The following is a 22,902-nucleotide window of genomic DNA, read 5'->3' on the forward strand; positions in this document are numbered from 1 at the left end:
CGGACCGATTCTTCGGTGATTGCGAGACGACGCGCTCAGCTCAGCTCGGTGGGCCTGTCCGTGCCCGGGGTCAGGTCCGTCTCCTCGAACACCAGGAGTGTGCGAGTGGAGAGCACCTCCGGGATGGCCTGGATCTTCGTCAGGACCAGTTCGCGCAAGGACCTGTTGTCCTGGGTGTGCACCAGCAGCAGGACGTCGAAGTCGCCGCTGACCAGCGCGATGTGGGTCGCCCCCGGCAGCGCCTGGAGCTCCTCGCGCACCGTGCGCCAGGAATTCTGGACGATCTTGAGAGTGATGTACGCGGAGGCTCCCTGCCCCGCCCGCTCATGGTCCACGCGCGCGGTGAAGCCACGGATCACACCGTCGTCGATGAGCCGGCTGATCCGGGCGTAGGCGTTGGCCCGGGACACGTGGACGCGGTCGGCCACCGACCGTATCGAGGCGCGGCCGTCCGTCTGGAGCAGCCGCAGGATGCCGCGATCGATGGCGTCGAGCGGCCGCGCGGGCGGTAGCCGCACGGGATCCTCGCCCCCGTCGGCCATTTGTTCAGCTGACATGTGCCCCCGCCTCCCTGTCCTGGACGACCTGCCTCTATCCCAGGCTGTGGAGAACCGTTTGTCCACAGGCTGAAGGTGCCTGTAGCCAAAATGCGCTCGCGACCGAACAATCGGTAGGTGAGGCGTCCCACACTCGCGCCTCGGACAGCGCTCGACATTTCGAAGTATTTCGACACCCCTCGGCATCGGACGATCCCCTGATGCCGACAGACGCCGCTCGAAAACCCTCGATGCCAGGAGGTGCTTGTCATGACGGTCCAAGAGCTGCCCGGCGCGGCTGCTTACCGGCCCACGCCGCCCCCGGCCTGGAAGCCGCTCACCGATCCCGCGCCGCTGCTCCCGGACCCCGAGCCGTATCGCGTGCTCGGTACGGACGCCGTGGCCGATGCCGACCCCGAGCTGCTGCTGAGGCTCTACGCGGAGCTGGTCCGCGGCCGGCGGTACAACGCGCAGGCCACCGCGCTCACCAAGCAGGGCCGGCTCGCCGTCTACCCGTCGAGCACGGGGCAGGAGGCCTGCGAGATAGCGGCCGCGCTGGTGCTGGAGGAGCGGGACTGGCTCTTTCCCAGCTACCGGGACACTCTTGCGGCGGTGGCGCGCGGCCTGGACCCGGTCGAGGCCCTGACGCTGCTGCGCGGCGACCGGCACACCGGTTACGACCCGCGCGAGCACCGCATCGCGCCGCTCTGCACGCCCCTGGCCACCCAGCTGCCGCACGCCGTCGGTCTTGCCCATGCGGCGCGCCTCAAGGGTGACGACGTGGTGGCGCTCGCCATGGTCGGCGACGGCGGGACCAGCGAGGGCGATTTCCACGAGGCGCTGAATTTCGCGGCCGTCTGGCGCGCCCCGGTCGTCTTTCTCGTGCAGAACAACGGCTTCGCGATCTCCGTGCCGCTGGCGAAGCAGACCGCCGCCCCGTCCCTGGCGCACAAGGCCGTGGGGTACGGGATGCCGGGCCGGCTGGTGGACGGGAACGACGCGGCCGCGGTGCACCAGGTCCTCGGTGAGGCGGTGGCGCGGGCCCGGAGCGGCGGCGGGCCGACGCTCGTCGAGGCGGTGACGTACCGCATGGACGCCCATACGAACGCCGACGACGCCACCCGCTACCGCGTCGACAGCGAGGTGGAGGCCTGGCGCGCGCACGACCCGATCCAGCTTCTGGAGCGGGAGCTGACGGGCCGGGGGCTGCTCGGCGACGAGGCGATCGAGGAGGCGCGCGCGGCCGCGGAGCGGATGGCGGCGGCGCTGCGCGAGCGGATGAACGCCGATCCGGTGCTGGACCCGATGGACCTGTTCGCCCATGTCTACGCGGAACAGACCGCACAACTGCGGGAGCAGGCAGCCAGGTTGCGGGTCGAGCTGAATGCCGAGCTGGACCAGCACGGCCAGGACGACGTGGAGGAAGGGCGATGACCACCGTAGCGGCGACGGCCGGAGAGCGGACGGCGAAGGCCAAGCCCGCCACGATGGCGCAGGCGCTCGGGCGGGCGCTGCGCGACTCGATGGCGCAGGACCCGACCGTGCATGTACTCGGTGAGGACGTCGGCACGCTCGGCGGGGTCTTCCGGATCACCGACGGCCTGGCCAGGGAGTTCGGCGAGGACCGCTGCACGGACACTCCGCTGGCCGAGGCCGGCATTCTCGGGGCGGCCGTGGGCATGGCGATGTACGGGCTGAGGCCCGTGGTGGAGATGCAGTTCGACGCCTTCGCCTATCCGGCGTTCGAGCAGCTCATCAGCCATGTTGCGAAGATGCGGAATCGGACGGCCGGCGCCATGCCGCTGCCGATCACGGTCCGGGTGCCGTACGGCGGCGGGATCGGCGGGGTCGAGCACCACAGCGACTCCTCGGAGGCGTACTACATGGCGACGCCCGGCCTCCAGGTCGTCACGCCCGCCACGGTCGAGGACGCGTACGGGCTGCTGAGGGCCTCGATCGCCTCCGACGATCCGGTGGTGTTCCTGGAGCCGAAGCGGCTCTACTGGTCGAAGGCGGACTGGTCGCCGGAGGCGCCGGTGGCCGTGGAGCCGATCGGCCGGGCCGTGGTTCGCCGGTCGGGCCGCAGCGCGACGCTGATCACGTACGGGCCGTCGCTGCCCGTCTGTATGGAGGCGGCGGAAGCGGCCGTCGAGGAGGGCTGGGACCTGGAGGTCGTGGACCTGCGCTCACTGGTGCCGTTCGACGACGAGACCGTTGCCGCTTCGGTCCGGCGTACGGGGCGTGCGGTCGTCGTCCATGAGTCCTCCGGTTTCGGCGGTCCGGGCGGTGAGATTGCGGCCCGGGTCACCGAGCGCTGCTTCCACCATCTGGAGGCGCCGGTGCTGCGGGTCGCCGGGTTCGACATTCCGTATCCGCCGCCGATGCAGGAGAAGCACCACCTCCCGGGTGTGGACCGGGTGCTGGACGCGGTCGCCCGCTTGCAGTGGGAGGCGGAGAGCTGATGCCCCAGGTATTCGAATTCAAGCTGCCGGACCTCGGCGAGGGGCTCACCGAGGCGGAGATCGTGCGCTGGCTGGTGGAGGTCGGCGATGTCGTCGCCATCGACCAGCCGGTCGTCGAGGTCGAGACGGCCAAGGCGATGGTGGAGGTGCCGTGCCCGTACGGGGGCGTGGTGACCGCACGGTTCGGTGAGGAGGGCTCGGAACTTCCGGTCGGGGCGCCACTGTTGACGGTAGCGGTGTCGGTGGGGGCGGATGCCGGGCCGTCGGAGGAGGGGGCGGGGGCTGCCTCCGCTTCCGGTTCGGGCGGGGCCGGGACCGGTTCTGGTTCGGGCGGGGCCGGTACCGGTTCTGGTGAGGTGGAGTCGTCCGGCAATGTGCTGGTCGGGTACGGGACGGGCGCACCGGTGGCGCGTCGTCGACGGGTTCGCCCCACAGCGGTGGCCGCGGCTGTTCCGGCACGGGCTCCGGTTGTTCCGGTCGCGGCTCCCGATCCGGGGCCGGATGCGGTGCCGGGGCCGGTGGCCGTGGTGTCCCCGCTGGTACGGAAGCTGGCGCGGCAGCATGATCTGGATCTGCGGAAGTTGGCGGGTTCCGGACGGGACGGGCTGATCCTGCGGGCCGATGTCGAATCCGCGATCAGGGCGCTGGAGGCGGGTACGTCCGCACCGCTGCCGGCCGGGGTCGTGGCGTCGGCGGCTGGGGCAGCTCCGGAGCCGGAGGCCGTTTCCGTGTCGGTGGCGCCGTCGGCCGGCCGTACGGTGGCGGGCTCGGCCGCACAGCGGATTCCGTTGCGCGGTGTACGGGGCGCGGTCGCCGACAAGCTCTCGCGCAGTCGGCGGGAGATCCCCGACGCGACGTGCTGGGTCGATGCCGATGCCACCGAGCTGATGGCGGCCAGAGCCGCGATGAACAGCGTCGCCGGTCCGGCTGCCGGCCCCAAGGTGTCGGTGCTGGCACTGTTGGCGCGCATCTGCACCGCGGCGCTGGCCCGGTTCCCCGAGCTCAATTCCACGGTGGACCTGGAAGCGCGGGAGATCGTGCGGCTGCCGGAGGTCCATCTCGGTTTCGCGGCTCAGACCGAGCGGGGTCTGGTCGTTCCCGTGGTGCGGGACGCGCAGGCCAGGAATGCCGAGTCGATCGGGGCGGAGATCGCCCGGCTGACCGAGGCGGCGCGGGCCGGGCGGCTGACCCCGGCGGAGCTGACCGGCGGGACGTTCACGCTGAACAACTATGGGGTGTTCGGAGTCGACGGTTCGACCCCGATCATCAACCACCCCGAGGCGGCGATGCTGGGGGTCGGCCGGATCGTTCCCAAGCCCTGGGTGCACCAGGGGGAGCTGGCCGTACGACAGGTGGTCCAGCTCTCGCTGACCTTCGACCACCGGGTCTGCGACGGCGGCACGGCGGGCGGCTTTCTGCGCTACATAGCCGACTGCGTGGAACAACCGGCGGTGCTGCTGCGCACGTTGTAGGCGAGAGCTGCCGCAGGCTTCCGTTTCCTCCCCCCGCCCGGTCCGGTCGATCGGCTCGATCGCCGACCGGGCGGATCGACGGAAGCCTGCGGCCCGCATACTCGGATGCATGACCGTGTATGACGCCATCGTTCTTGCCGGAGGGGCCGCCAAGCGGCTCGGCGGCGCCGACAAGCCGGGGATCCGGGTCGGGGGCCGTGCGCTGCTCGACCGGGTGCTCGCGGCCTGTGCCGACGCGTCGACGACGGTGGTGGTGGGCGGGCGCCGGTCCACCGTGCGGCCGGTCATCTGGACGTACGAAGAGCCTCGGGGCGGCGGTCCGTTGGCCGCGCTCGACGCGGGGATCCGGCGGACCACGGCGGAACGGGTTCTCGTGCTCTCCGCCGACCTCCCGTTCCTCGGGGCGGGGACCGTCGCAGCGCTGCTGGCCGCCGCCGGGGAAGGGCAGCGGGACGGGGCTCTGTGCACAGATCAGGAGGGCCGCGACCAGCCTCTCGTTGCCGTCTACCGTGCCGAGCCGTTGCGCCGTGAGCTCGCGCTGCTCGCCACCGAGCACGGCGGTCTGGCCGGGCTGCCCCTGCGTCTGCTGACGCACGAACTCGACCTTGCGCGGGTGGCGGCCGACCCGCTCGCCTCCTTCGACTGCGACACCTGGGAGGACATTGCGTCGGCGCGGGCCCGCATCAGAGAGCATGGGGCCGTGCTGGATGAATGGATCACCGCAGTCAAGAACGAACTCGGCATCGAGCTGGACGTCGACACCGGCGTCCTGCTCGACCTCGCCCGTGACGCCGCCCACGGTGTCGCCCGGCCCGCCGCGCCGCTGACGACCTTTCTGGTCGGGTACGCGGCGGCCATGGCGAGCAGCGAAGGCGACGGGGACAGCGCCACGGCGGTGGCCGAGGCCGCCCGGAAGGCTGCCGCACTTGCCCTTCGCTGGGCGGACGAGAACGAGACGCAATGACCGCCGGCAGCGGCGGGTCCGACCGGCCTCCGACTGCGGACATCGCTTCGGCGGGCGCCGGGACCGCGCTGGCCGCCGGGCCGGTGGCGGGTGCCGGGCCGGCGGCAGACGTGGGGCCGGTGGCGGCCACCGGGCCGGTGGCAGGTTTCGGGTCTTCGGTGCGTGACCGGCCTCGGGGCGGGGAGCGGTGCCCGACTCCGGAAGAGGTGCGGGCGGCCGAGGAAGAACGGGCCGTCGAGCAGGCTCTCGCGCTGGTCGGCAGCCGGCCGTCCGGTGAGCACCGCCCGATGGGTCGGCCCCGACCCGAGGGGTGGCCTCACGCGACGGATCGGCCGCGGTCCGCAGAAACGGAATCCGGGCCCCTGTTGCAGCAGTCGCACTCTTCGGAGACGCCCCCTTGCCCCGAGAGCGGACCCACGGCCGATTCCACGGCCCATTCCGCGGCCGAACCCACGGAAGCGCCCCGTTCGCCGGCTCCGGGCCGGGGCTCCGGCACCGCCCCCGGGCAGGACCGGCACGAGCGCGAGCATGAGCGCGAGCGCGGGCACAGGCGCCGACATGGGCACGGGCCCACGTCCTCCTGGCCGGAAGCCCGTGCCCTGGCCGCTCGGTCCGGGAGGTCCGGAGGATTCGGGCAGTCAGGGCAGTCAGGGCAGTCCGGCTCGGCCGCCCGGGCCGTCGGGGTCCGGACCGGTCGGCTTCCTCTCGGCCAGGCGCTCGGGCACGTACTCGCCGAGCCGCTCGTCGCACTCACCGATCTACCGCCCTTCGACACCTCTGCCATGGACGGATGGGTCGTCTCCGGACCGGGTCCCTGGAACATTCGCGAGGTCGCCGGGGCCGGGGCGGGAACTGAGGACGCGGCCGGCGCCGAGGCGCGAGCCGGGACCGGCTCGAATCGGGACCTGGGCATCCTCGCCGGGCGGAGCGTGCCCGCCACGCTCCCCGACGGCGATGCCGTACGGATCGCCACCGGCGCCCGCATTCCGGTAGACGCCAACGCCGTGATCCGCAGCGAACACGCTCGCGTGGACAGGGCGACGGGTCTGCTCCACGCGGAACATCAGGTGCTCCCCGGACAGGACATCAGGCCCCGCGGCCAGGAGTGCCGGGCCGGCGAACGGCTCGTGCCCGCCGGAGCCTCGGTGACGCCCGCTGTTCTCGGTCTGGCCGCCGCGGCCGGGTACGACACGCTCGTCGTGGTGCCCCGGCCCCGCGTCGACGTCCTCGTGCTCGGCGACGAACTGCTGACCGGCGGTCTGCCGCACGACGGGCTGATCCGTGATGCGCTCGGCCCGATGATCGGCCCCTGGCTGCGTGCGCTGGGCGCCGAGGTTTCGGCCCCGCAGCGGCTCGGCGACGACGCGGCCGCCCTGCGGCACGCCCTCACCACCTCCGACGCCGACCTCGTCATCACCACCGGCGGTACGGCTGCGGGCCCCGTCGACCATGTCCACCCGGTCCTTGCCGAGATCGGGGCGGAGTTGCTGGTCGACGGAGTCGCCGTCCGCCCCGGCCACCCGATGCTGCTGGCCAGGCTCAAGAAGGACGAGGAACCAGTGGACGGTTCGGCGGACAGCCAAGGCGCGGCACGGAGCCGGGGCGCGGCACGGAACGTGGGCCCGTATCTTGTCGGGCTGCCGGGCAACCCCCTGGCCGCCGTTTCCGGGCTTCTCACCCTCGCCGAGCCTCTTCTGCGCGGGCTGGCGGGCCGGGAGCCGGAGGCGCCGTACCGGGTCGCCGTACGCGACGACGTGCCCGGGCACCCGCACGACACCCGGCTGGTGCCCGTAGTCCACCGGGCGGGCAGCACGGCTGACAGGTGGTCGGCCGGCGGGTACGGCAGCGGCGGCGAAGGAGCCGGCGGCGCGGGAACCGGGGGCGGTGCAGAGTACGTCGTACCGCTGCGTTACAACGGTCCTGCGATGCTCCGTGGGATCGCTGCCGCCGATGGGCTGGCCGTCGTACCGCCCGGCGGGGTACGGTCCGGCACCGAAGTGGAGATCCTCGATCTACCGTGGGCCTCGGCGATGCCGTGGACGGAAGGGTGTTTCACGTGAAACTTCCCGGCCACGATGCGATGGCCAGGCGCGCTGACGAGCATGTCGTACCCACACGGGTGCTGCTCCCGCGCAGGGTCGTCGACGGACCGGCGCGGCAGGTCGCCAAGCGGCTGATGATGGCGCTGCTGGTGCTTGCCGCGACGGTGCTGATCGTCTGGATGGACCGTGGCGGATATCACGATGCCGCCGACGACAAGGTCGATCTGCTGGACGCGGTGTACTACGCGACGGTCACCCTCTCCACCACCGGCTACGGCGACATCACGCCGTACGGGGACGCAGCCCGGCTCACCAATGTGGTGCTCGTGACGCCACTGCGGGTGCTCTTCCTGATCATCCTGGTCGGCACCACTCTTGAGGTCCTCACCGAACGGACCCGCGAGGACTTTCGGCTGAAGCGTTGGAGAACCAACTTGCGTGATCACACCGTTGTCGTCGGCTTCGGGACGAAGGGCCGTTCGGCCATCCAGACCCTGTGTGCCACCGGCCTGAAGAAGGAACAGATCGTCATCGTCGACCCGGCGACCAAGGTGATTGAGATCGCCAATGCCGAGGGGTTCGTCGGTGTGGTGGGCGATGCGACGCGCAGCGAGGTGCTGCTGCGGGCCGAGCTTCAGAAGGCGCGTCAGATCATCATCGCGACACAGCGCGACGACACGGCGGTGCTGGTGGCTCTGACGGCCCGGCAGCTCAACCGTGGCGCGAAGATCGTCGCGGCGGTGCGCGAGGAGGAGAACGCCCCGTTGCTCCGGCAGTCCGGTGCCGACGCGGTGATCACCAGTGCCAGTGCGGCGGGCCGGTTGCTGGGCCTCTCGGTCCTCAGCCCCAGCGCGGGCACGGTGATGGAAGACCTGATCCAGCAGGGCAGCGGGCTCGATCTCGTCGAACGGCCGGTGATAAAGGCCGAGGTGGGCAAGAGCGTCCGGGAGACCGAGGACCTCGTGGTCAGCGTGTTGCGGGGGCACCGGCTGCTGGGTTACGACGATCCGGCGGCCAGCCCGTTGCAGTTGACGGACCGTCTGATCACCATCGTTCGTGCCTCGAACCCATCGCCGTCGGACGGCCCGTCCACCGGCCTGCCGCGCCCACGCGACTGATCCGGACCACCCAGTCTCGCGTGAGGCCCGGCCCATCTGGTCTCGCGTTCGCCGGGACGAACCCGTCCGCCGAGACGAACCTGCCCGGTCGGCCCTGCCCGGCCGGACTCGCCCCACATGCGGCCCGCCTCGCTCCGTGCGGCGTCCTTCGTGGTCCTTCATCTGCCACGGAGTAGCCTCGCGCCATGTATGCGATCACGATCCCTGAACCGGGCGGCCCCGAAGCACTCGTCTGGGCCGAGGTGCCCGATCCGGTAGCCGGCGAGGGCGAGGTCCTCGTCGATGTCGTGTCCAGCGCGGTCAATCGCGCCGATGTGTTGCAGCGGCAGGGGTTCTACAACCCGCCGCCCGGCGCGTCCCCGTACCCCGGGCTTGAGTGCTCGGGCCGTATCTCGGCGATCGGGCCCGGCGTAACCGGCTGGTCGGTCGGCGACGCGGTGTGTGCGCTGCTCGCGGGCGGCGGGTACGCGGAGAAGGTCGCGGTGCCCGCCGGGCAGCTGCTGCCCGTGCCGGACGGCATCGAACCGGCCCTGGCCGCGGCGCTGCCCGAGGTGGCGGCCACGGTCTGGTCCAACGTCTTCATGGTGGCCCATCTGCGCCCCGGCGAGACGCTGTTGGTGCACGGCGGGTCCAGCGGCATCGGCACCATGGCGATCCAGCTCGCCAAGGCCGTGGGCGCGCGGGTCGCGGTCACCGCCGGGGGACCGGAGAAGCTGGCGCGCTGCGCGGAACTCGGGGCCGACATCCTGATCGACTACCGGGAGCAGGACTTCGTCGAGGAACTGCGCAAGGCGACCGACGGTGCCGGTGCGGATGTCATTCTCGACATCGTCGGCGCGAAGTACCTCGACCGGAATGTGCAGACGCTCGCCGTCAACGGCAGGCTGGCCATCATCGGCCTTCAGGGTGGCGTCAAGGGCGAGCTGAATCTGAGCGCCCTGCTGAACAAGCGGGCCGCCATCACTGCGACCTCGCTGCGCGGCCGCCCGCTCGCCGAGAAGGCCGCCATCGTCGCCGCCGTGCGCGAGCACGTCTGGCCGCTGATCGCGGACGGGGTCGTGCGGCCGGTCGTGGACCGTATCGTGCCGATGCCGGACGCCGCCGAGGCCCACCGGGTGCTGGAGTCCAGCGCGCATGTCGGAAAGGTGCTGCTGCAGGCCCCGAAGGGCTGACGCCCGTCCGGTCCAGGCCCCGAAGGGCTGACGCCCGGGCCTGGACCGGCCCGCCCCCTCGGCTCCGTTCCGCCTCCGCTCCCGGCCTGCCCTCGCCCCGTCCCGCCCTCCGTCCCGTTCCCGTTCCCGGCCCTCGCCCTGCCCCCGTCCCCCGTCCCCCGCCCTCCGTCCCACAGCACGCGAAAAGGCCCGGCGCACAGGTCGTCGACCATGTGCGCCGGGCCTCAGCGCTGCCATTCGTCAGGGCAGTACGAGGTACGGGGTACGGGCTACGGGGCAGGGGGCGCGGACGCGGACTAGAGGTACGGGCCCGACCGGAGGGCCCCGTGCGGGTCCCCGCTGCCGTCCTCGTCCTCGTGGGCGCTGCCCGGCGGAAGGGCGCGGCGCATCTGTTCCAACTGGGCCCTGGCCGCCATCTGCTGGGCGAACAGCGCTGTCTGGATGCCGTGGAACAGGCCCTCCAGCCATCCCACCAACTGCGCTTGGGCAATCCGGAGTTCCGCCTCGGAGGGCACCGACTCCTCGGTGAACGGCAGGGAGAGCCGCTCCAGCTCCTCCACCAGCTCCGGCGCGAGGCCGTCCTCCAGCTCCTTCACGGAACTGGCGTGGATCTCCTTGAGCCTGACCCGGCTCGCCTCGTCGAGAGGAGCCGCCCGGACCTCCTCCAGGAGCTGCTTGATCATGCTTCCGATGCGCATGACCTTCGCGGGCTGCTCGACCATCTCCGTCACCGGGACCTCACGCGACTCGTCGTCAGTGCCACCGCCGCCGATCGCCATGCCGTCCTGCCCCACCACGAGGACTTGGGGGTGCTCCTGCGACCGTTCATTCCTCGGCATCTCCATGGCGCCATTGTCTCGCACACCTGCCGTACGACACTGTGGTGCCCCCGCAAACGGTTGATCCACCGTCCACGGGGGCACCGAGTCAGCCGGTCGGCCCACCCGACCGCGCCGCCCACGGCAAGCGCGGCACCGTCCCCGCCGTCACCCGGCCCTCCGCGCCAGCGCGAGGCGTGAGCGGGTGAGTGCCGCCGCGAGCAGACCGGCCAGCAGCGGGACGCCCACCACCAGCAGCGCGAGAGTGGCCCAGGGCAGCTCGATCGGTGTGTACGCCGACTCCGTGGGCTCCAGCCGCATCTCCTGCAGCGCCAGGCGCAGATCGACCAGCCGCAGCGCCACCGCGGGCACCAGTCCCGCCAGCGTGCCGAGGACCACACCCGTGAGCGCCACCACCACGCACTGGAAGCCCGACAGCTTCCGCCGCACACTCGGGGGCGCACCCACCGCGCTGAGCGTGTTGAGGTCGGCCTCCGCGTCCGCCTTGGCGAGCCCCGTCGTGATCGCGGCGGCGCCCAGCGTCACCATTCCGGCGAACAGGGTCAGGATCAGCAGCATGGCGTCCACGCGCCCGTCGGGGCCGGACTCGGACTGTACCCAGGCGCCGCCACCGGCCTGCTCGATCGCGCCGAAGGCCTGCTGCTGCTCGGCATCGGTCGGCGTGTGCGCGACGGAGTACACGCTGCCGCTCTCCGCGGTGTGCAGGCCGAGCCGTTCCGCGGTCTGCCGCGGGAGGATCATGTTGATCCCGGGGGTGGCGGCGTACTTCGCGGGTGCCACGTACACCTTCAGCTTGTCCGTGGTGGTCCGGGCCTTGCCGGGGTGCAGCTTCCAGTTCTTCTTGTCCTCCTTGCTGTAACGGTGGGCCGCCTTGATGGTGGCCTCGCCGTCCTTCGCGAACACCTCATTGAGCAGTACCGGTGTGCCCGCCGCCAGTGCCTCGGCGGCCGCGGGATCGTCGAGCTTCACATAGGTGCTGAGTACGTCCTTGTCCGCCACGACGATGCTGCCGTTCTCACCGGTGTTGAAGACGCCCGACGCCTCGCCGGCGAGGCAGGCGGGGGAACGCATCAGCTTCCTGTGCTCGTCGGAGGAGAGCCGCGCGGCGAGCTGCTTGGCGCCCTGGCCGGTGAGCGGGCAGACGCGCTCCTTGCCGGGGGGCCTGACCAGTTCGAGCGAGCCGCAGCTTTTCTCGTCGTCGTTGTAGTAGACGTCGCAGTCGCTGCCCGCCCAGACCCGTCGGAAGTCGGCGTGCCCGCCGGTGACGGGCATGCTCCGTTCGACGGCGGCCCGCGCCTGCGGGAGCTGGATGGCCTTCTCGGTGTCGAAGGAGGAGACGGAGAGGACGACCGTTCCCTGGGTCAGGGTGGGGGAGTAGTCGAACTCGGACTCGGCCTTGGCGCTCGACATGTACGTGGCGATGGCGACCGATCCGGCGACCGCCGCCATCACGGCCGCGACCGCGGGGGCGGTACGGCCACGGTTGCGGGCCGCGTCGCGCAGCGCCAGCCGGGGGGAGAGCGGCAGCCCGCGGCCGAGCCGCCCGAGGAAGCCGACGATCACCGGGATGCAGGCGAGCAGCCCGAGCTCGGCGGTCACCGAGCCGCCGGCGACCAGTGAGGAGTTCCCGCTGGTGCCGCCGTAGATGGCGACGGCGCATCCGATGGCCAGTACACAGGAGCCCAGGACCGGCATCACGCGGGAGGAGCGGCGGACGCCGCGGCGTCCGGTGAGCGACTCCAGCACGGACTGCCGGCTCGCCACGATCGCCGGGGCGAACGCCGCGAGAAGGCCGGTGACCAGGCCGATCACCGCGATGAGCAGCATTTCCATCGGGTCCAGGGTGAGGGAGCCGAAGCGGCGCCCGGCCCACGACTCGATCATCGGGCGGAACACCGTGGTGGCCACCAGCCCGACCACCACACCGGTCACGGCTCCGATACTGCCGAGCACCAGACCACCGCCGAGCACCACGGCCCGGACATGGCGCCGGTCCCCGCCGCAGGTGCCGAGCAGACCGAGCTGGCGGCGCGAGCGGCGCGCACCGACCGCGAAGGCCGGGCCGGCGAGCAGCACGATCTCCAGGACCGCCATGGCGATCACGGTGATGAGCGGCGCGTTGGCCTCTCCCTCGGAGCTGTTCTCGTACGGTTCGACGCCCTTCCTGGCCAGCGGGACCTCGGAGTCCGGCGGCGGGTCGAGGACGAGCTGACGGGACGTGACGACGACGCCGGACTTATTGGCCGCCATGACGTCGGGCCAGGTCACCCCCACTCCTTCGGGGCCCTTGACCAGCCAGTCCTTGGTGCGGGCGTTCGGCGGCAGCACCTTCTTGTCGTGGTCGGCCCTGGCCTGCCACGGGGCGATGACCGCTCCCGGGTCGGCGTAGAGCGCCTTGGTGTTGAGCGAGTCGGGCTCCTCGACCACACCGGTGATCCGGTACTTCATGCCGAAGTTGCGCACGGTGGTCTCCGACCCGACGTGCAGGCCGGTCGACTTCAGGAACGGTTCGGTGGCCGCCAGCTCGTTCTTGCCGTGCGGGAACTCACCACGTACGAGTTCGATCCTGCCGCGGGCCAGCTCGTCCGAGGTCCGGAACTCGTTGATGTCGGTGTCGGCGATGCCGTACTCGGTGGTGATGCTCGCCGGGACGGACTGGATGCTGATCGCGCGAGAGCCCTTGGGGAACGTGGTGCTCATGTCGATCGGCGGGGCGTTCTCGTCCAGCGGCGCGTTCTCGTCGACCTGCTCGTACTGGTCACCGGTGGGCAGCTGCTCGATGGGGCCGATCTCCGCATCGCTGAAGAACGCGTCGGCGGCGCCCATCTCGGCCGTCAGCTGCTCGGCCGTGGTCGGTGACACGCTGTTGTACGTCACGTCGAGGGCGGTGACGCCGACCACCGGTACGGCGATCATCGCGACCACCAGTGCGCTGCGGCCCTTGAACCGCATCGCGTCGCGCCGGGCTATCCGCAGGGCGGCGCGCCAGCCGGTGAAGACGCTCACTTGGCGGCCTCGGAGGTGAGGAGCGAGTCGGCGTCGGCGGAGCCGTTGAGCGTCTGGTCGACGATCGAACCGTCCCGGAGGAACACGACCCGGTCCGCCCAGGCCGCGTACCGCGGCTCGTGCGTCACCATCACACCGGCCGCGCCCTGGTCGCAGCGGTTGCGCAGCAGCGCGAGCACCTTCTCGCCGGTCTCGGAGTCGAGCGCTCCGGTCGGCTCGTCGGCGAGCACCAGCCGCCGGTCCCCCACCAGCGCACGGGCGATCGCGACCCGCTGCTGCTGACCGCCGGACATCTCGTCCGGGAACCTGTCCGCGATCTCCAGCAGCTTCATCTCCTCCAGCGCCGCCCGGGCCTCCTTGCGGGCCTTGCGGACGGAGACACCGTCGAGCTCGCGCGGCAGGGCGATGTTCTCGGCGGCGGTGAGCGCGGGGATCAGGTTGTAGTCCTGGAAGACATAGCCGACGCTGCGGCGGCGCAGGGCGGCGATGCCCTTGCGGCCGAGTCCGGAGATGTCCTGGCCCTCGATGACGACCTGGCCGCTGGTCGCGGTGTCGAGACCGCCCGCGATGGTCAGCAGGGTCGACTTGCCGGAGCCGGACGGACCCATCACGGCGACGAGTTCACCGGCGTACACGGAGAGGTTGACGCCGCGCAGGGCGTGCACCTCGGCGATGCCGGAGCCGTGGGTGCGGGTGAGCGCCCGGAGTTCGAGCACCGGTGTGCCGCCGGATATCGGTGCGCCGGTCGGCGCCGCGGGTCGGGGCGGGACGTGCGAGGACATGATGAGTGGTTCCCCCTCGGAACGGGTGTGGAGCGATGGCGCGGGGCGGCGGAGTGGTCCGTGGCGGACCGTGCCGCTGTCCGGCGCGTACGCGGGAGGCCTGTGGCGGCCCGGGTTCCGCGCCGGCTGCGGTCGGCGCCGGCTGCGGTGTGTGCGGTGCGGTGCGTGCGCGGTGCGGGTGTGTGGGTGCTGCGGTGCGTGCGCGGCGCGGGTGTATGCGTGCTGCGGTGCGTTGCGGTGCGTTGCGGTGCGTTGCGGTGCGGGTGTGTGGGTGCTGCGGTGCGTGCGCGGCGCGGGTGTATGCGTGCTGCGGTGCGGTCGCGGTCAGCGTCGGCTGCGCGGGAGGGCGAGGCGGGCCGTGGTGCGTCCGGTCGTACGGACCTCGGGGTCCGGCTCCGTGGCGGCGGCGTCGACGAGGCGGATCAGCCGGGTCTCGCAGTGGTCCAGCCAGCGTGCCTCGGCCTCCGCCTGGAAGATCAGCTGCTCCAGCACGAGCAGCCAGGCGACCTCGTCGCGGTTGGTCGGGACGTCGCTGAGCGACTGCGCCTTGAGACGGGTGTAGTCCTGCATCGCCTTCAGGGTGTGGTGGCGCTGGGACTGGATGACGGCACGGATGTCGACCCCGGGTGCGCCGACCGCCATGGCGAGCTTGATGGCCAGCTCGTCGCGGGGCGGGTTGCTGCGGTCGACGGGCGTCTCGAACCAGTTCCGCAGCTCGGCGCGCCCCTCGTCGGTGATCGCGTAGAGGGCGTGGCCCTGGTCGTCCTCGTCGTCCTGGACGACCAGGCCGTCGCGCTCCAGCCGGCTGAGCGTCGTGTACACCTGGCCGACGTTGAGCGGCCAGGTGGAGCCGGTGCGCGACTCGAATTCGGTACGGAGCTGGGAGCCGTATCTGGGCCCCCGCTCCAGGAGGGCCAGCAGCCCGTGGCGGATCGACATACTCAGTATGTATACCGAGTATGTCGCTCGACGCAAATCCCTCCGGGGGTGCGCGGGCGCCGCCGGGCAGGCCCGGGGCGGCTCAGGGCCTGCCCGGCGAATCGGGGCCGGACGGCGCCCTGGTCCGCGCGGCGGATCGGGGCACCGTCCGGCCCTAGTTCGCGCGGCGCATACGGAACGCCAGGAAGCCCAGCCCCAGCCCGATCAGCGCGATTCCCGCGCCCAGTGAGACCTCCTTCACCTGCCGCACGACCGGCGCGTCCAGGGCCTGCGGCGAGAGCCGGTCGGCTCCGGCGGACGTGCTCGCCGCGGGGGGCGCGGCAGGCACCGGCTCCGGATCGGTCGCGGCGGAGGGCGGGGCGGAAGGCGGGGGGGACCGCTGGAACATACTGTCCGCGTGCGCGAGCTCCTGCGGCGAGAGTTGCCGTCCGGGCCGCAGTCGCCCCGCCCCGGCCTCCCGCCCGGCGAACGGGGGCTGCGCCTCGGCACGCGGCGTCTCCTCTGCGGGGCCGGGGCCCGCTGGGGCGGAGGAGGAGCCGGAAGCCGGGCGGGACGGCAGTGGCGATCCGGGGGGCGCGGGGGCGGCCGAAGGGGTGACCGACGGGTCGATCGAGGGGGAGCTGGGCGGAGTGTGCTGGGGAGGGGGAGTGGGGGAAACGGAACTCTCCGAAGCCTGGTGAGGCTTTGGAGGTGCCGGACTGGCTGCCGAAGCGGTGACCGGTCCCCGTGTCGCCGCCGAGGTGCCGTTGGGTAGCTGGTGACTGGCGTGGGCTTGGGCCTGTAGCAGCGCCAGCGTCACGCCTAACGCCGCCATGAGGGCGGCATGCCGCGAGTGCCTTGTGTAGAAGAGCGCAGCAGACATGAGTACAGCGTTGCACGCACGGGCATGGCGGGCATTCCGGGCAATGGAAGACGCCCGGCGCGTACCTGCGTGCCGGGCGTCCTGTGCGGGTCTGCCTATGCGAGCGCGTTGGACTTCCAGTCGCTGTACGCACAGTTGAGCAGGGTGTCACCCTCGGCCCTGCATACCTGGAGTCGTACCTGAGCGATTCCCTCCGCGTCAGTCAGGGACGTCGTCCATTCCGGCTGAGCCCCCTTGCCGCCGTAGTTCATTCGCCACGGCCAGGCGGCCTGTACGCCATTGCTCCGCTTGGTGATCAGCCGGAGACGTGCGTGATGGCCATCGGCGAGGAGGTCGACGGACCGGAACTCGATCTTGCTCGCGTACGTCCGGCTTGCGAACGTGACGTACGCGTCGCCGAAGGCGCCAGTGGTCTGTGCCGACAGGACCGCCCCAGGTGATGCCGAAGCCGAGGTGATGGTCGTGGCACTGAGAAACGCTACGGATGCCGCCACAAACAGCATGGACTTGCTGCGAAGTCGCATGGATCCCCCATTCGATTGGTACCGAACGGCGACCCTAATTGCTGTAAGTGACGGAATGCAACGTTCCGTTACCTGCGGCTCAGGCCGGGTCGCCCGTCGCGACGCGCAGTTCGAAGTGGGCGCCGGTCTTCTCCACGGCGGTGCCGGACGAGGGGAACTGGTCGATGATCTGGTCCTCCGCGTACGTGTTCCCCGGGACCTTGATCTTCTTGACGGTCCAGCCGGCTGCGTCCGCGCACGCCTTCGCGGAAAGGTAGTCCTTGTACAGGAACTTCGGGGCGTCGACCTTGTCCGGGTCGTCGCTGTCCTCCATGGCGTCCGTGCAGTCCTCGGGGTCCATCGTCCGGTTCCGCTCCGGATCCTTGTGCTCGCTCGCGGCCGGTGACTCGTTCGCGGTCGTGTCGTCCTTGCCGTTGCCGTTCAGCGAGAGCACCGTGATCAGTCCGCCGATCGCGACCAGGGCGACCACGATCGAGCCCACGATCACCGGCATGTTCCGCTTGGAGCCGCCGCCCGAGCCGGAGGGCGCCTGCGTCTGTGTCTGCGGCGACATCGTGTAGGGCGGCGGGGTCTGCTGGACCGGGGCCTGGCTCTGGTACTGCTGGGCCGACTGCGGGTAGCCGTACGACGGTGCCGGTGTGGGAGCCGGGGTCGCCGGGCCGTACGGGCCCGACTGGTACGGACCCGACTGGTACGGGCCCGGCTGGTAGGGCGTCTGGACGCTCTGGGGCATTCCGCCGGACTGGTCGACCGGCGGGAAGACCGCCGAGCCGACGCCCGAGCCGCTGTTCGCCGGGGCGCCGCCGCCCGCGACGATCACCGGTGCGCCCGTGGCGCCGCTCGCGGCCAGCACGCGGGCGATCTCGTCCTGCATCGCCGCCGCGCTCGGGAAGCGCTCGTTCGGGTTCTTCTTCAGCGCGCGGGCTACCAGCGCGTCCATCGCCGGGGTGACCGACCGGTTGATGGTGGAGGGCGCGACCGGCTCCTCCTGGACGTGCGCGTACGCGATGGCCAGCGGGGAGTCCGCGTCGAACGGGATCCGCCCGGTCAGCAGTTGGAAGAGCATGATGCCGACCGAGTACAGGTCGGAGCGGGCGTCCACGCCGCGGCCGAGGGCCTGCTCGGGGGAGAGGTACTGCGGGGTGCCGACGACCATGCCGGTCTGCGTCATCGACGTGACGCCCGACTGCATGGCGCGGGCGATGCCGAAGTCCATGACCTTCACGACGCCGCGCTTGGTCATCATCACGTTGCCGGGCTTGATGTCGCGGTGGACCAGGCCCATCTCGTGGCTGGTGTCCAGCGCGGCCAGCACGTCGGACGTCACCTTCAGCGCCCGGTCGGCCGGCATCGCGCCATGGTTCTGGATGTCCGTCTGGAGCACGGAGCCGAGCGGCTGCCCCTCCACGTACTCCATGACGATGTACGGCATCAGCGCGCCGCCGAGCTCGTCCTCGCCGGTGTCGAAGACCGAGACGATGTTGGTGTGCTGCAGTTTGGCGACGGCCTGCGCCTCGCGCCGGAACCGCTCGCGGAAGGACTGCTCGCGCCCCAGCTCCGTATGGAGTGTCTTGATTGCGACCTGTCGGTCCAGGGCGGTGTCGTACGCCAGGTACACCGACGCCATCCCGCCCTCGCCGAGCAGATCGCGAAGCTGGTAGCGCCCGCCGGCGACCGAACCGCCCGCGTAGCGACCCTGTGCGCCGTGTGCGCCGTCCTGGCTCATGACTTGCTCCCCCTCGGCGCGCGACTGACGCGACCATCCATTACGCGCCAAGTCTGCCCGAGGGGTACGACACGTCAAGCCGGGTGCCCGTTCCGTGACCCTACGCACAAGAAGCGTCTCGGAAGCGTTACAGGACCCGCATGAAATTTGCGTGGACGGCACGCCGGGCGGTTGGATGACCGGTCCCTCTCGGAAACGGTGTGTCCGGAAGAGGCTGTAGCGTGACGTGGCAATGCAGCTAGGCACCGTGAGAACCCGCGGACGCGCGGACAGATACGACGGCGAGGACTGATGGCACCCGATTCCGAAGCAAACGGCGGCGGAGTTTCGGATGGCACCGACTCCTGGGGCATCGGTGGTGTTGTCGGTGACGGACGTTACCGGATGACCCACCGCCTCGGCCGGGGCGGTATGGCGGAGGTCTTCGCAGCCGAGGACGTCAGGCTGGGGCGCACGGTGGCGGTGAAGCTCCTGCGTTCCGATCTCGCCGAGGACCCGGTCTCCAAGGCCCGGTTCACGCGCGAGGCGCAGTCGGTCGCCGGGCTCAACCACCACGCGATCGTCGCCGTGTACGACTCCGGCGAGGACGTCGTGGGCGGGGCGACCGTCCCCTACATCGTGATGGAGCTGGTCGAGGGGCGGACCATCCGCGACCTGCTGATCAGTGCCGAGGCCCCGCCGCCCGAGCAGGCCCTGATCATCGTCTCGGGTGTACTGGAAGCGCTCGCGTACTCCCACCAGCACGGCATCGTGCACCGCGACATCAAGCCGGCCAACGTGATCATCACCAACTCCGGTGCGGTCAAGGTGATGGACTTCGGCATCGCCCGTGCGCTGCACGGTGCGCAGTCGACGATGACCCAGACCGGCATGGTCATGGGCACGCCGCAGTACCTCTCCCCGGAGCAGGCGCTGGGCAAGGCCGTCGACCACCGCTCCGACCTCTACGCCACCGGCTGCCTGCTGTACGAACTCCTGGCCATGCGGCCCCCGTTCACGGGTGAGACGCCGCTCTCCGTCGTGTACCAGCACGTCCAGGACATTCCGGTCCCGCCGTCCGAGGTCCTGGGCGCGGTGCCGCCGGAGCTGGACGGGCTGGTCATGCGCTCCCTCGCGAAGGACCCGGACGACCGGTTCCAGAGCGCCGAGGAGATGCGCGGCCTCATCCAGTACAGCCTCCAGATGCTTCAGGTGCAGGGCGGCCACACGGGTACGTGGAACACCGGCCCGGTCGCGATGCACGAGGGCGGGCACACCCCGGCCATGGGCATGGCCGGGGGCACGATGGCGATGGGTCACCCGCCGCACGGGGACACCTCGCAGGGCCCGATCCTGCCGCCGATGAACCCCGACGACGGCGGCTACGACGGCGGCCACAACGGTGGTGGCGGCCGCGGCAAGCTGTGGCTGTTCGTCGTGCTCGCGCTGATCGCGATCGGTGCGGGTGTCGCCATCGCGGTCAACGCCGCGAATGACACCGGATCGAAGCACGAGAAGAAGCCCGAGAAGGTCTCCAGTTCGCCATCCCCGGAGAAGAGCTCGTCCGGGCCGACCGACGAGGAGAGCCAGGACACCGAGGTGCCGGAGAACTCCACCGGCAACCAGCAGGACACCCCGCCCTCGCGGACCTACTCCCCGTCGACCACCCCGACCCAGCCCTCCCTGCCGCCGTCGAACCAGCCGTCCGCCCCGGCCACCGGAGGCACCGAGGACGGCGGTACGGGTACGGATGACGGCGGTACCGGTACCGACAACGGCGGTACGGGCACCGACAACGGAGGCACCGGCACGGACAACGGCGGTACAGGAACGGACAACGGAGGCACCGGTACCGACAACGGCGGCACCGGCACGGACAACGGCGGTGCCACCACCGGTACGTCCGCGGCGGCAGGCGCGTCCGCGGCGGCCGGTACGGGCGCCACCCCGTGAACGCCCGCTGACCCGGCCGTTCACGGGCGCACTCAGCCCGTGAACGCCTCGCGCACCGTCTCGTACTCGCGCGTCCACCAGACCGCCAGGGCCGACACCGCAGGGAACTGCGGGTCGGCCCTTCGGTCGTCCAGGCAGTACCGCCAGCGCAGTATCCAGAAGTCGTTGAGCCGCTCCCACCACACCCGGTGCACCGCGGCGGCCAGTTCGGCCGCCCCGGCCCCGGCCGCCAGCCGGTAGGCCCGCGCGTACGCCCGTACCTTCTCCAGCTCCAGCTTCCCGGCCGGCAGCACGAAGAAGATCGCCGCGGCCCGTACCGCCTCCTCCGCCCTCGGCTGGACCCCCAGCCGGTCCCAGTCGAGGATCGCGACCGGGTCGGTGCCCCGGTACAGGACGTTCAGCGGGTGGAAGTCGCCGTGCACCCAGCCGGTGGCCGGGGCGCCGGGGGTGGGGGGCCTGCGGTCGGCGTGACGTTCCAGCAGGGTGCGCCGTTCCAGCAGACGGTGCTCGGCCAGCTCGTCGAAGCAGTCCCGGGGGCGCCGCCGGCGCGTGGCCGTCAGCAGGTCGTCGATGAGCGCGAAGGTGTCGCCGGGATCGGCGCTCCGGTAACCGCAGGAGGGGTGCGCGGGCCCGGTGCACGGGCCCATGACCTGTTCGAGCCCGGTGTGCACCGTCCCGAGCAGCGTCCCGAGCCGCTCCGACTGGGCGGTGGTGAGCTGGGCGCCCGCCCGGTGCAGCCCCTCCACCCAGGGGTGCAGGGCGTAGCACCGGCCGCCGATCTCCGTGACCGTGTCGCCCTCGGTGTCCTGCACGGGCGGGGCGACGGGCACGCCCAGCGACTGGAGCCGCTGGGTGGCGCGGTGCTGGCGGACGATCGTGGCGCGGTCACCGGTGGAGTCGTCGAGGTGGTGCTTGAGGAAGTACGAGCCGCGGGTGGTGGAGACGCGGTAGCCGTGGTTGAGCAGCCCCTTGGTGATGGGCTTGCAGCTCAGGGGTTCACCGGCGTCCGGGTAGCGGCGCAGCACCTCGTTCACCGGCGGCACCGGCGGCTGCCGTGGCACGGACGGGAAGGGGGCCCGGTCGACCGGGGACACGGGCGGCGGTGGTACGGAGGGGAACAACGCCCGGTCCACCGGGGACACGGGCGGAGCGGGCACGGAAGGGAACCGGACCCCGCCGTCCGGCGAAGCGGACGGAAGGGTGACAAATGAGCGCAGCACTCACCAGATGTTAGATCACGCTGTGTGGCCGATCGCCTGACTTGCGTTGAAGTCCAGAGTGTGCACAGAGACGAAGTGCGGCTCGATCCTGAGGTACGCCGGGTCGAAGGGCTCCCCGTTCACCCGGGCGGGACCGTCGCCGAACAGGTCGCGCCGGTCGGCCGAGGGGTGCACGATCTCGGCGGTGCCGGTGAACTGCACGGCCCACAGGTCGCCGCCGCCCTGGACGGCGGTGTCGAAGTTGTCCGCGCCGTACGCCACGACCGTGCCGTCGCACGCGTTGTGATAGCCGAAACCGCTGTGCATCCGCAGGACCACATGCCCGTCGATCACGACGTGCCGGGCCACCGACAGGAAGGGAAGGGCCCGCATGCTGGTCGCCAGCCGGCCGTACCGGACGCGGCCGAGAAGTTCGATCGCCTGGAGTTCCTCGGAGGACATGACCTCCACTCTCCGCCACCGGGGAGGTCGCAGAAAGAGGCTGCGGCCCCGGTTGATCCGGGACCAAAGTCCCGAAGATCACCGGCTTCCCGGCGCCCCCAGGGCTTCCCGGGAGCTCCTCGGTGCCTCCCGGCGTACCTCAGCCCCTCGGCGATGTGCTCCTCAGCGCTTCTCCGCCTGGAGCCTGGCCACGTACGCGGCGGCCTGCGAGCGCCGTTCCATGCCCAGCTTGGAGAGCAGGCTGGAGACGTAGTTCTTGATCGTCTTCTCGGCGAGGTGCAGCCGCTCGCCGATCGCCCGGTTCGTCAGGCCCTCGCCGATCAGGTCGAGGATCTTGCGCTCCTGGTCGGTGAGGCCGGCGAGCTTGTCCTCGCCCCGGCCCTTCTTGCCGTCCCGCAGCCGCTCCAGCACCCGCGCGGTCGCCACCGGGTCCAGCAGCGACTTCCCGGCCGCCACGTCACGTACCGCGTTCAGCAGTTCGTTGCCCCGGATCGCCTTCAGTACGTATCCCGACGCGCCCGCCATGATCGCGTCGAAGAGCGCCTCGTCGTCGGCGTACGAGGTGAGCATCAGGCACTTGATGTTCTCGTCCTGGGAGCGGACCTCCCGGCAGACCTCCACCCCGCTGCCGTCCGGCAGCCGCACGTCGAGCACCGCCACATCGGGCCGGGTCGCGGGGATGCGGACCAGCGCGTCCGCCGCCGTGCCGGCCTCGCCGACGACCTCGATGTCGTCCTCGGAAGAGAGCAATTCATGGACTCCGCGTCGGACGACTTCATGGTCGTCCAACAGAAAAACGGTGATTTTTCGTTGTTCGCGCACAAAACGCAGTCTCACACACTCACCTCTTCCCTGCCGCCGAACG

19 protein-coding genes are annotated in these 22,902 nt (G+C 71.3%); 8 read left to right on the forward strand and 11 right to left on the reverse strand.

Translation table 11 applies throughout. From position 1 onward, the window contains the following. Nucleotides 1–35 precede the first annotated feature (35 nt). Nucleotides 36–557, reverse strand: coding sequence for an Lrp/AsnC family transcriptional regulator (locus ABZ622_RS07650; protein ID WP_360541364.1), 522 nt, complete (start codon nucleotides 555–557; stop codon nucleotides 36–38). A 249-nt stretch (nucleotides 558–806) separates the two neighbouring features. On the opposite strand from ABZ622_RS07650, the gene pdhA reads away from it, so the two are divergent. The 7 genes from pdhA (at nucleotide 807) to ABZ622_RS07685 (ending at nucleotide 9,766) form a co-directional block, all read left to right on the forward strand. Next, a complete protein-coding gene (gene pdhA, locus ABZ622_RS07655; RefSeq protein ID WP_360541366.1) occupies nucleotides 807–1,970 on the forward strand; it encodes a pyruvate dehydrogenase (acetyl-transferring) E1 component subunit alpha in 1,164 nt (387 codons plus the stop codon). Beyond that, entirely contained in the window at nucleotides 1,967–2,998 is a 1,032-nt protein-coding gene (locus ABZ622_RS07660) for an alpha-ketoacid dehydrogenase subunit beta (protein ID WP_360541368.1), read from the forward strand. Before pdhA ends, ABZ622_RS07660 begins: the two co-directional genes overlap by 4 nt. Next, nucleotides 2,998–4,470 carry a dihydrolipoamide acetyltransferase family protein gene (locus ABZ622_RS07665; protein WP_360541370.1) on the forward strand — a complete coding sequence of 491 codons (1,473 nt, stop codon included), beginning with the start codon at nucleotides 2,998–3,000 and terminating at the stop codon, nucleotides 4,468–4,470. The genes ABZ622_RS07660 and ABZ622_RS07665 overlap by 1 nt, the downstream gene beginning before the upstream one ends. A 109-nt stretch (nucleotides 4,471–4,579) precedes the next feature. Beyond that, the gene (locus tag ABZ622_RS07670; protein WP_360541372.1) at nucleotides 4,580–5,434 is read left to right on the forward strand and encodes an NTP transferase domain-containing protein; all 855 of its coding nucleotides are present in this window, start codon (nucleotides 4,580–4,582) and stop codon (nucleotides 5,432–5,434) included. Between the two features lie 287 nt (nucleotides 5,435–5,721). Further along, nucleotides 5,722–7,494 (forward strand): molybdopterin molybdotransferase MoeA, encoded by a 1,773-nt coding sequence (locus ABZ622_RS07675; RefSeq protein ID WP_360541643.1) that lies wholly within the window; start codon nucleotides 5,722–5,724, stop codon nucleotides 7,492–7,494. Then, nucleotides 7,452–8,594 carry a potassium channel family protein gene (locus ABZ622_RS07680; RefSeq protein ID WP_360541374.1) on the forward strand — a complete coding sequence of 381 codons (1,143 nt, stop codon included), beginning with the start codon at nucleotides 7,452–7,454 and terminating at the stop codon, nucleotides 8,592–8,594. The genes ABZ622_RS07675 and ABZ622_RS07680 overlap by 43 nt, the downstream gene beginning before the upstream one ends. 185 nt (nucleotides 8,595–8,779) lie before the next feature. After that, nucleotides 8,780–9,766, forward strand: a complete 987-nt coding sequence (locus tag ABZ622_RS07685) for an NAD(P)H-quinone oxidoreductase (RefSeq protein WP_360541376.1) — start codon at nucleotides 8,780–8,782, stop codon at nucleotides 9,764–9,766. 296 nt (nucleotides 9,767–10,062) lie between these two features. On the opposite strand, the gene ABZ622_RS07690 is transcribed toward ABZ622_RS07685, so the two are convergent. The 7 genes from ABZ622_RS07690 to ABZ622_RS07720 all read right to left on the reverse strand — a co-directional run bounded on the left by ABZ622_RS07690 (nucleotide 10,063) and on the right by ABZ622_RS07720 (nucleotide 18,444). Continuing rightward, entirely contained in the window at nucleotides 10,063–10,611 is a 549-nt protein-coding gene (locus ABZ622_RS07690; protein WP_360541378.1) for a bacterial proteasome activator family protein, read from the reverse strand. A 141-nt stretch (nucleotides 10,612–10,752) separates the two neighbouring features. After that, nucleotides 10,753–13,611 (reverse strand): ABC transporter permease, encoded by a 2,859-nt coding sequence (locus tag ABZ622_RS07695; RefSeq protein WP_360541380.1) that lies wholly within the window; start codon nucleotides 13,609–13,611, stop codon nucleotides 10,753–10,755. After that, nucleotides 13,608–14,393 carry an ABC transporter ATP-binding protein gene (locus tag ABZ622_RS07700; protein WP_360541382.1) on the reverse strand — a complete coding sequence of 262 codons (786 nt, stop codon included), beginning with the start codon at nucleotides 14,391–14,393 and terminating at the stop codon, nucleotides 13,608–13,610. Before ABZ622_RS07700 ends, ABZ622_RS07695 begins: the two co-directional genes overlap by 4 nt. A 324-nt stretch (nucleotides 14,394–14,717) precedes the next feature. Further along, the gene (locus tag ABZ622_RS07705) at nucleotides 14,718–15,332 is read right to left on the reverse strand and encodes a PadR family transcriptional regulator (protein ID WP_360541384.1); all 615 of its coding nucleotides are present in this window, start codon (nucleotides 15,330–15,332) and stop codon (nucleotides 14,718–14,720) included. A 154-nt stretch (nucleotides 15,333–15,486) separates the two neighbouring features. Beyond that, nucleotides 15,487–15,660 carry a hypothetical protein gene (locus ABZ622_RS07710; RefSeq protein ID WP_360541386.1) on the reverse strand — a complete coding sequence of 58 codons (174 nt, stop codon included), beginning with the start codon at nucleotides 15,658–15,660 and terminating at the stop codon, nucleotides 15,487–15,489. Between the two features lie 629 nt (nucleotides 15,661–16,289). Beyond that, entirely contained in the window at nucleotides 16,290–16,718 is a 429-nt protein-coding gene (locus ABZ622_RS07715; protein ID WP_360541388.1) for a hypothetical protein, read from the reverse strand. Nucleotides 16,719–16,797: 79 nt separating this feature from the next. Beyond that, the gene (locus ABZ622_RS07720; protein WP_360541390.1) at nucleotides 16,798–18,444 is read right to left on the reverse strand and encodes a protein kinase; all 1,647 of its coding nucleotides are present in this window, start codon (nucleotides 18,442–18,444) and stop codon (nucleotides 16,798–16,800) included. A 291-nt stretch (nucleotides 18,445–18,735) separates the two neighbouring features. Between ABZ622_RS07720 and ABZ622_RS07725 the strand changes: the two genes are divergently transcribed. Next, nucleotides 18,736–20,376, forward strand: a complete 1,641-nt coding sequence (locus ABZ622_RS07725; RefSeq protein WP_360541392.1) for a protein kinase — start codon at nucleotides 18,736–18,738, stop codon at nucleotides 20,374–20,376. 32 nt (nucleotides 20,377–20,408) lie between these two features. Here the strand turns inward: ABZ622_RS07725 and ABZ622_RS07730 are convergent, their stop codons facing one another. From ABZ622_RS07730 to ABZ622_RS07740, 3 genes are all read right to left on the reverse strand, one after another. Continuing rightward, complete coding sequence (locus tag ABZ622_RS07730) at nucleotides 20,409–21,401, reverse strand: phosphotransferase (protein WP_360541644.1); 993 nt, start codon at nucleotides 21,399–21,401, stop codon at nucleotides 20,409–20,411. Nucleotides 21,402–21,611: 210 nt separating this feature from the next. Then, nucleotides 21,612–22,037, reverse strand: a complete 426-nt coding sequence (locus ABZ622_RS07735) for a pyridoxamine 5'-phosphate oxidase family protein (protein ID WP_360541394.1) — start codon at nucleotides 22,035–22,037, stop codon at nucleotides 21,612–21,614. Between the two features lie 162 nt (nucleotides 22,038–22,199). Next, nucleotides 22,200–22,859 (reverse strand): response regulator transcription factor, encoded by a 660-nt coding sequence (locus tag ABZ622_RS07740; protein WP_360541645.1) that lies wholly within the window; start codon nucleotides 22,857–22,859, stop codon nucleotides 22,200–22,202. Nucleotides 22,860–22,902 lie beyond the last annotated feature (43 nt).

Source organism: Streptomyces sp. NPDC007164 (assembly GCF_040634135.1).
Classification (GTDB): Bacteria; Actinomycetota; Actinomycetes; order Streptomycetales; family Streptomycetaceae; genus Streptomyces; species Streptomyces sanglieri.

Coding starts and splice junctions, on each gene's coding strand:
- ABZ622_RS07650 (WP_360541364.1), bottom strand. CDS start 557: ATGTCAGCTGAACAAATGGCCGACGGGGGCGAGGATCCCGTGCGGCTA.
- pdhA (WP_360541366.1), top strand. CDS start 807: ATGACGGTCCAAGAGCTGCCCGGCGCGGCTGCTTACCGGCCCACGCCG.
- ABZ622_RS07660 (WP_360541368.1), top strand. CDS start 1,967: ATGACCACCGTAGCGGCGACGGCCGGAGAGCGGACGGCGAAGGCCAAG.
- ABZ622_RS07665 (WP_360541370.1), top strand. CDS start 2,998: ATGCCCCAGGTATTCGAATTCAAGCTGCCGGACCTCGGCGAGGGGCTC.
- ABZ622_RS07670 (WP_360541372.1), top strand. CDS start 4,580: ATGACCGTGTATGACGCCATCGTTCTTGCCGGAGGGGCCGCCAAGCGG.
- ABZ622_RS07675 (WP_360541643.1), top strand. CDS start 5,722: ATGGGTCGGCCCCGACCCGAGGGGTGGCCTCACGCGACGGATCGGCCG.
- ABZ622_RS07685 (WP_360541376.1), top strand. CDS start 8,780: ATGTATGCGATCACGATCCCTGAACCGGGCGGCCCCGAAGCACTCGTC.
- ABZ622_RS07690 (WP_360541378.1), bottom strand. CDS start 10,611: ATGGAGATGCCGAGGAATGAACGGTCGCAGGAGCACCCCCAAGTCCTC.
- ABZ622_RS07700 (WP_360541382.1), bottom strand. CDS start 14,393: ATGTCCTCGCACGTCCCGCCCCGACCCGCGGCGCCGACCGGCGCACCG.
- ABZ622_RS07705 (WP_360541384.1), bottom strand. CDS start 15,332: ATGTCGATCCGCCACGGGCTGCTGGCCCTCCTGGAGCGGGGGCCCAGA.
- ABZ622_RS07715 (WP_360541388.1), bottom strand. CDS start 16,718: ATGCGACTTCGCAGCAAGTCCATGCTGTTTGTGGCGGCATCCGTAGCG.
- ABZ622_RS07720 (WP_360541390.1), bottom strand. CDS start 18,444: ATGAGCCAGGACGGCGCACACGGCGCACAGGGTCGCTACGCGGGCGGT.
- ABZ622_RS07725 (WP_360541392.1), top strand. CDS start 18,736: ATGGCACCCGATTCCGAAGCAAACGGCGGCGGAGTTTCGGATGGCACC.
- ABZ622_RS07735 (WP_360541394.1), bottom strand. CDS start 22,037: ATGTCCTCCGAGGAACTCCAGGCGATCGAACTTCTCGGCCGCGTCCGG.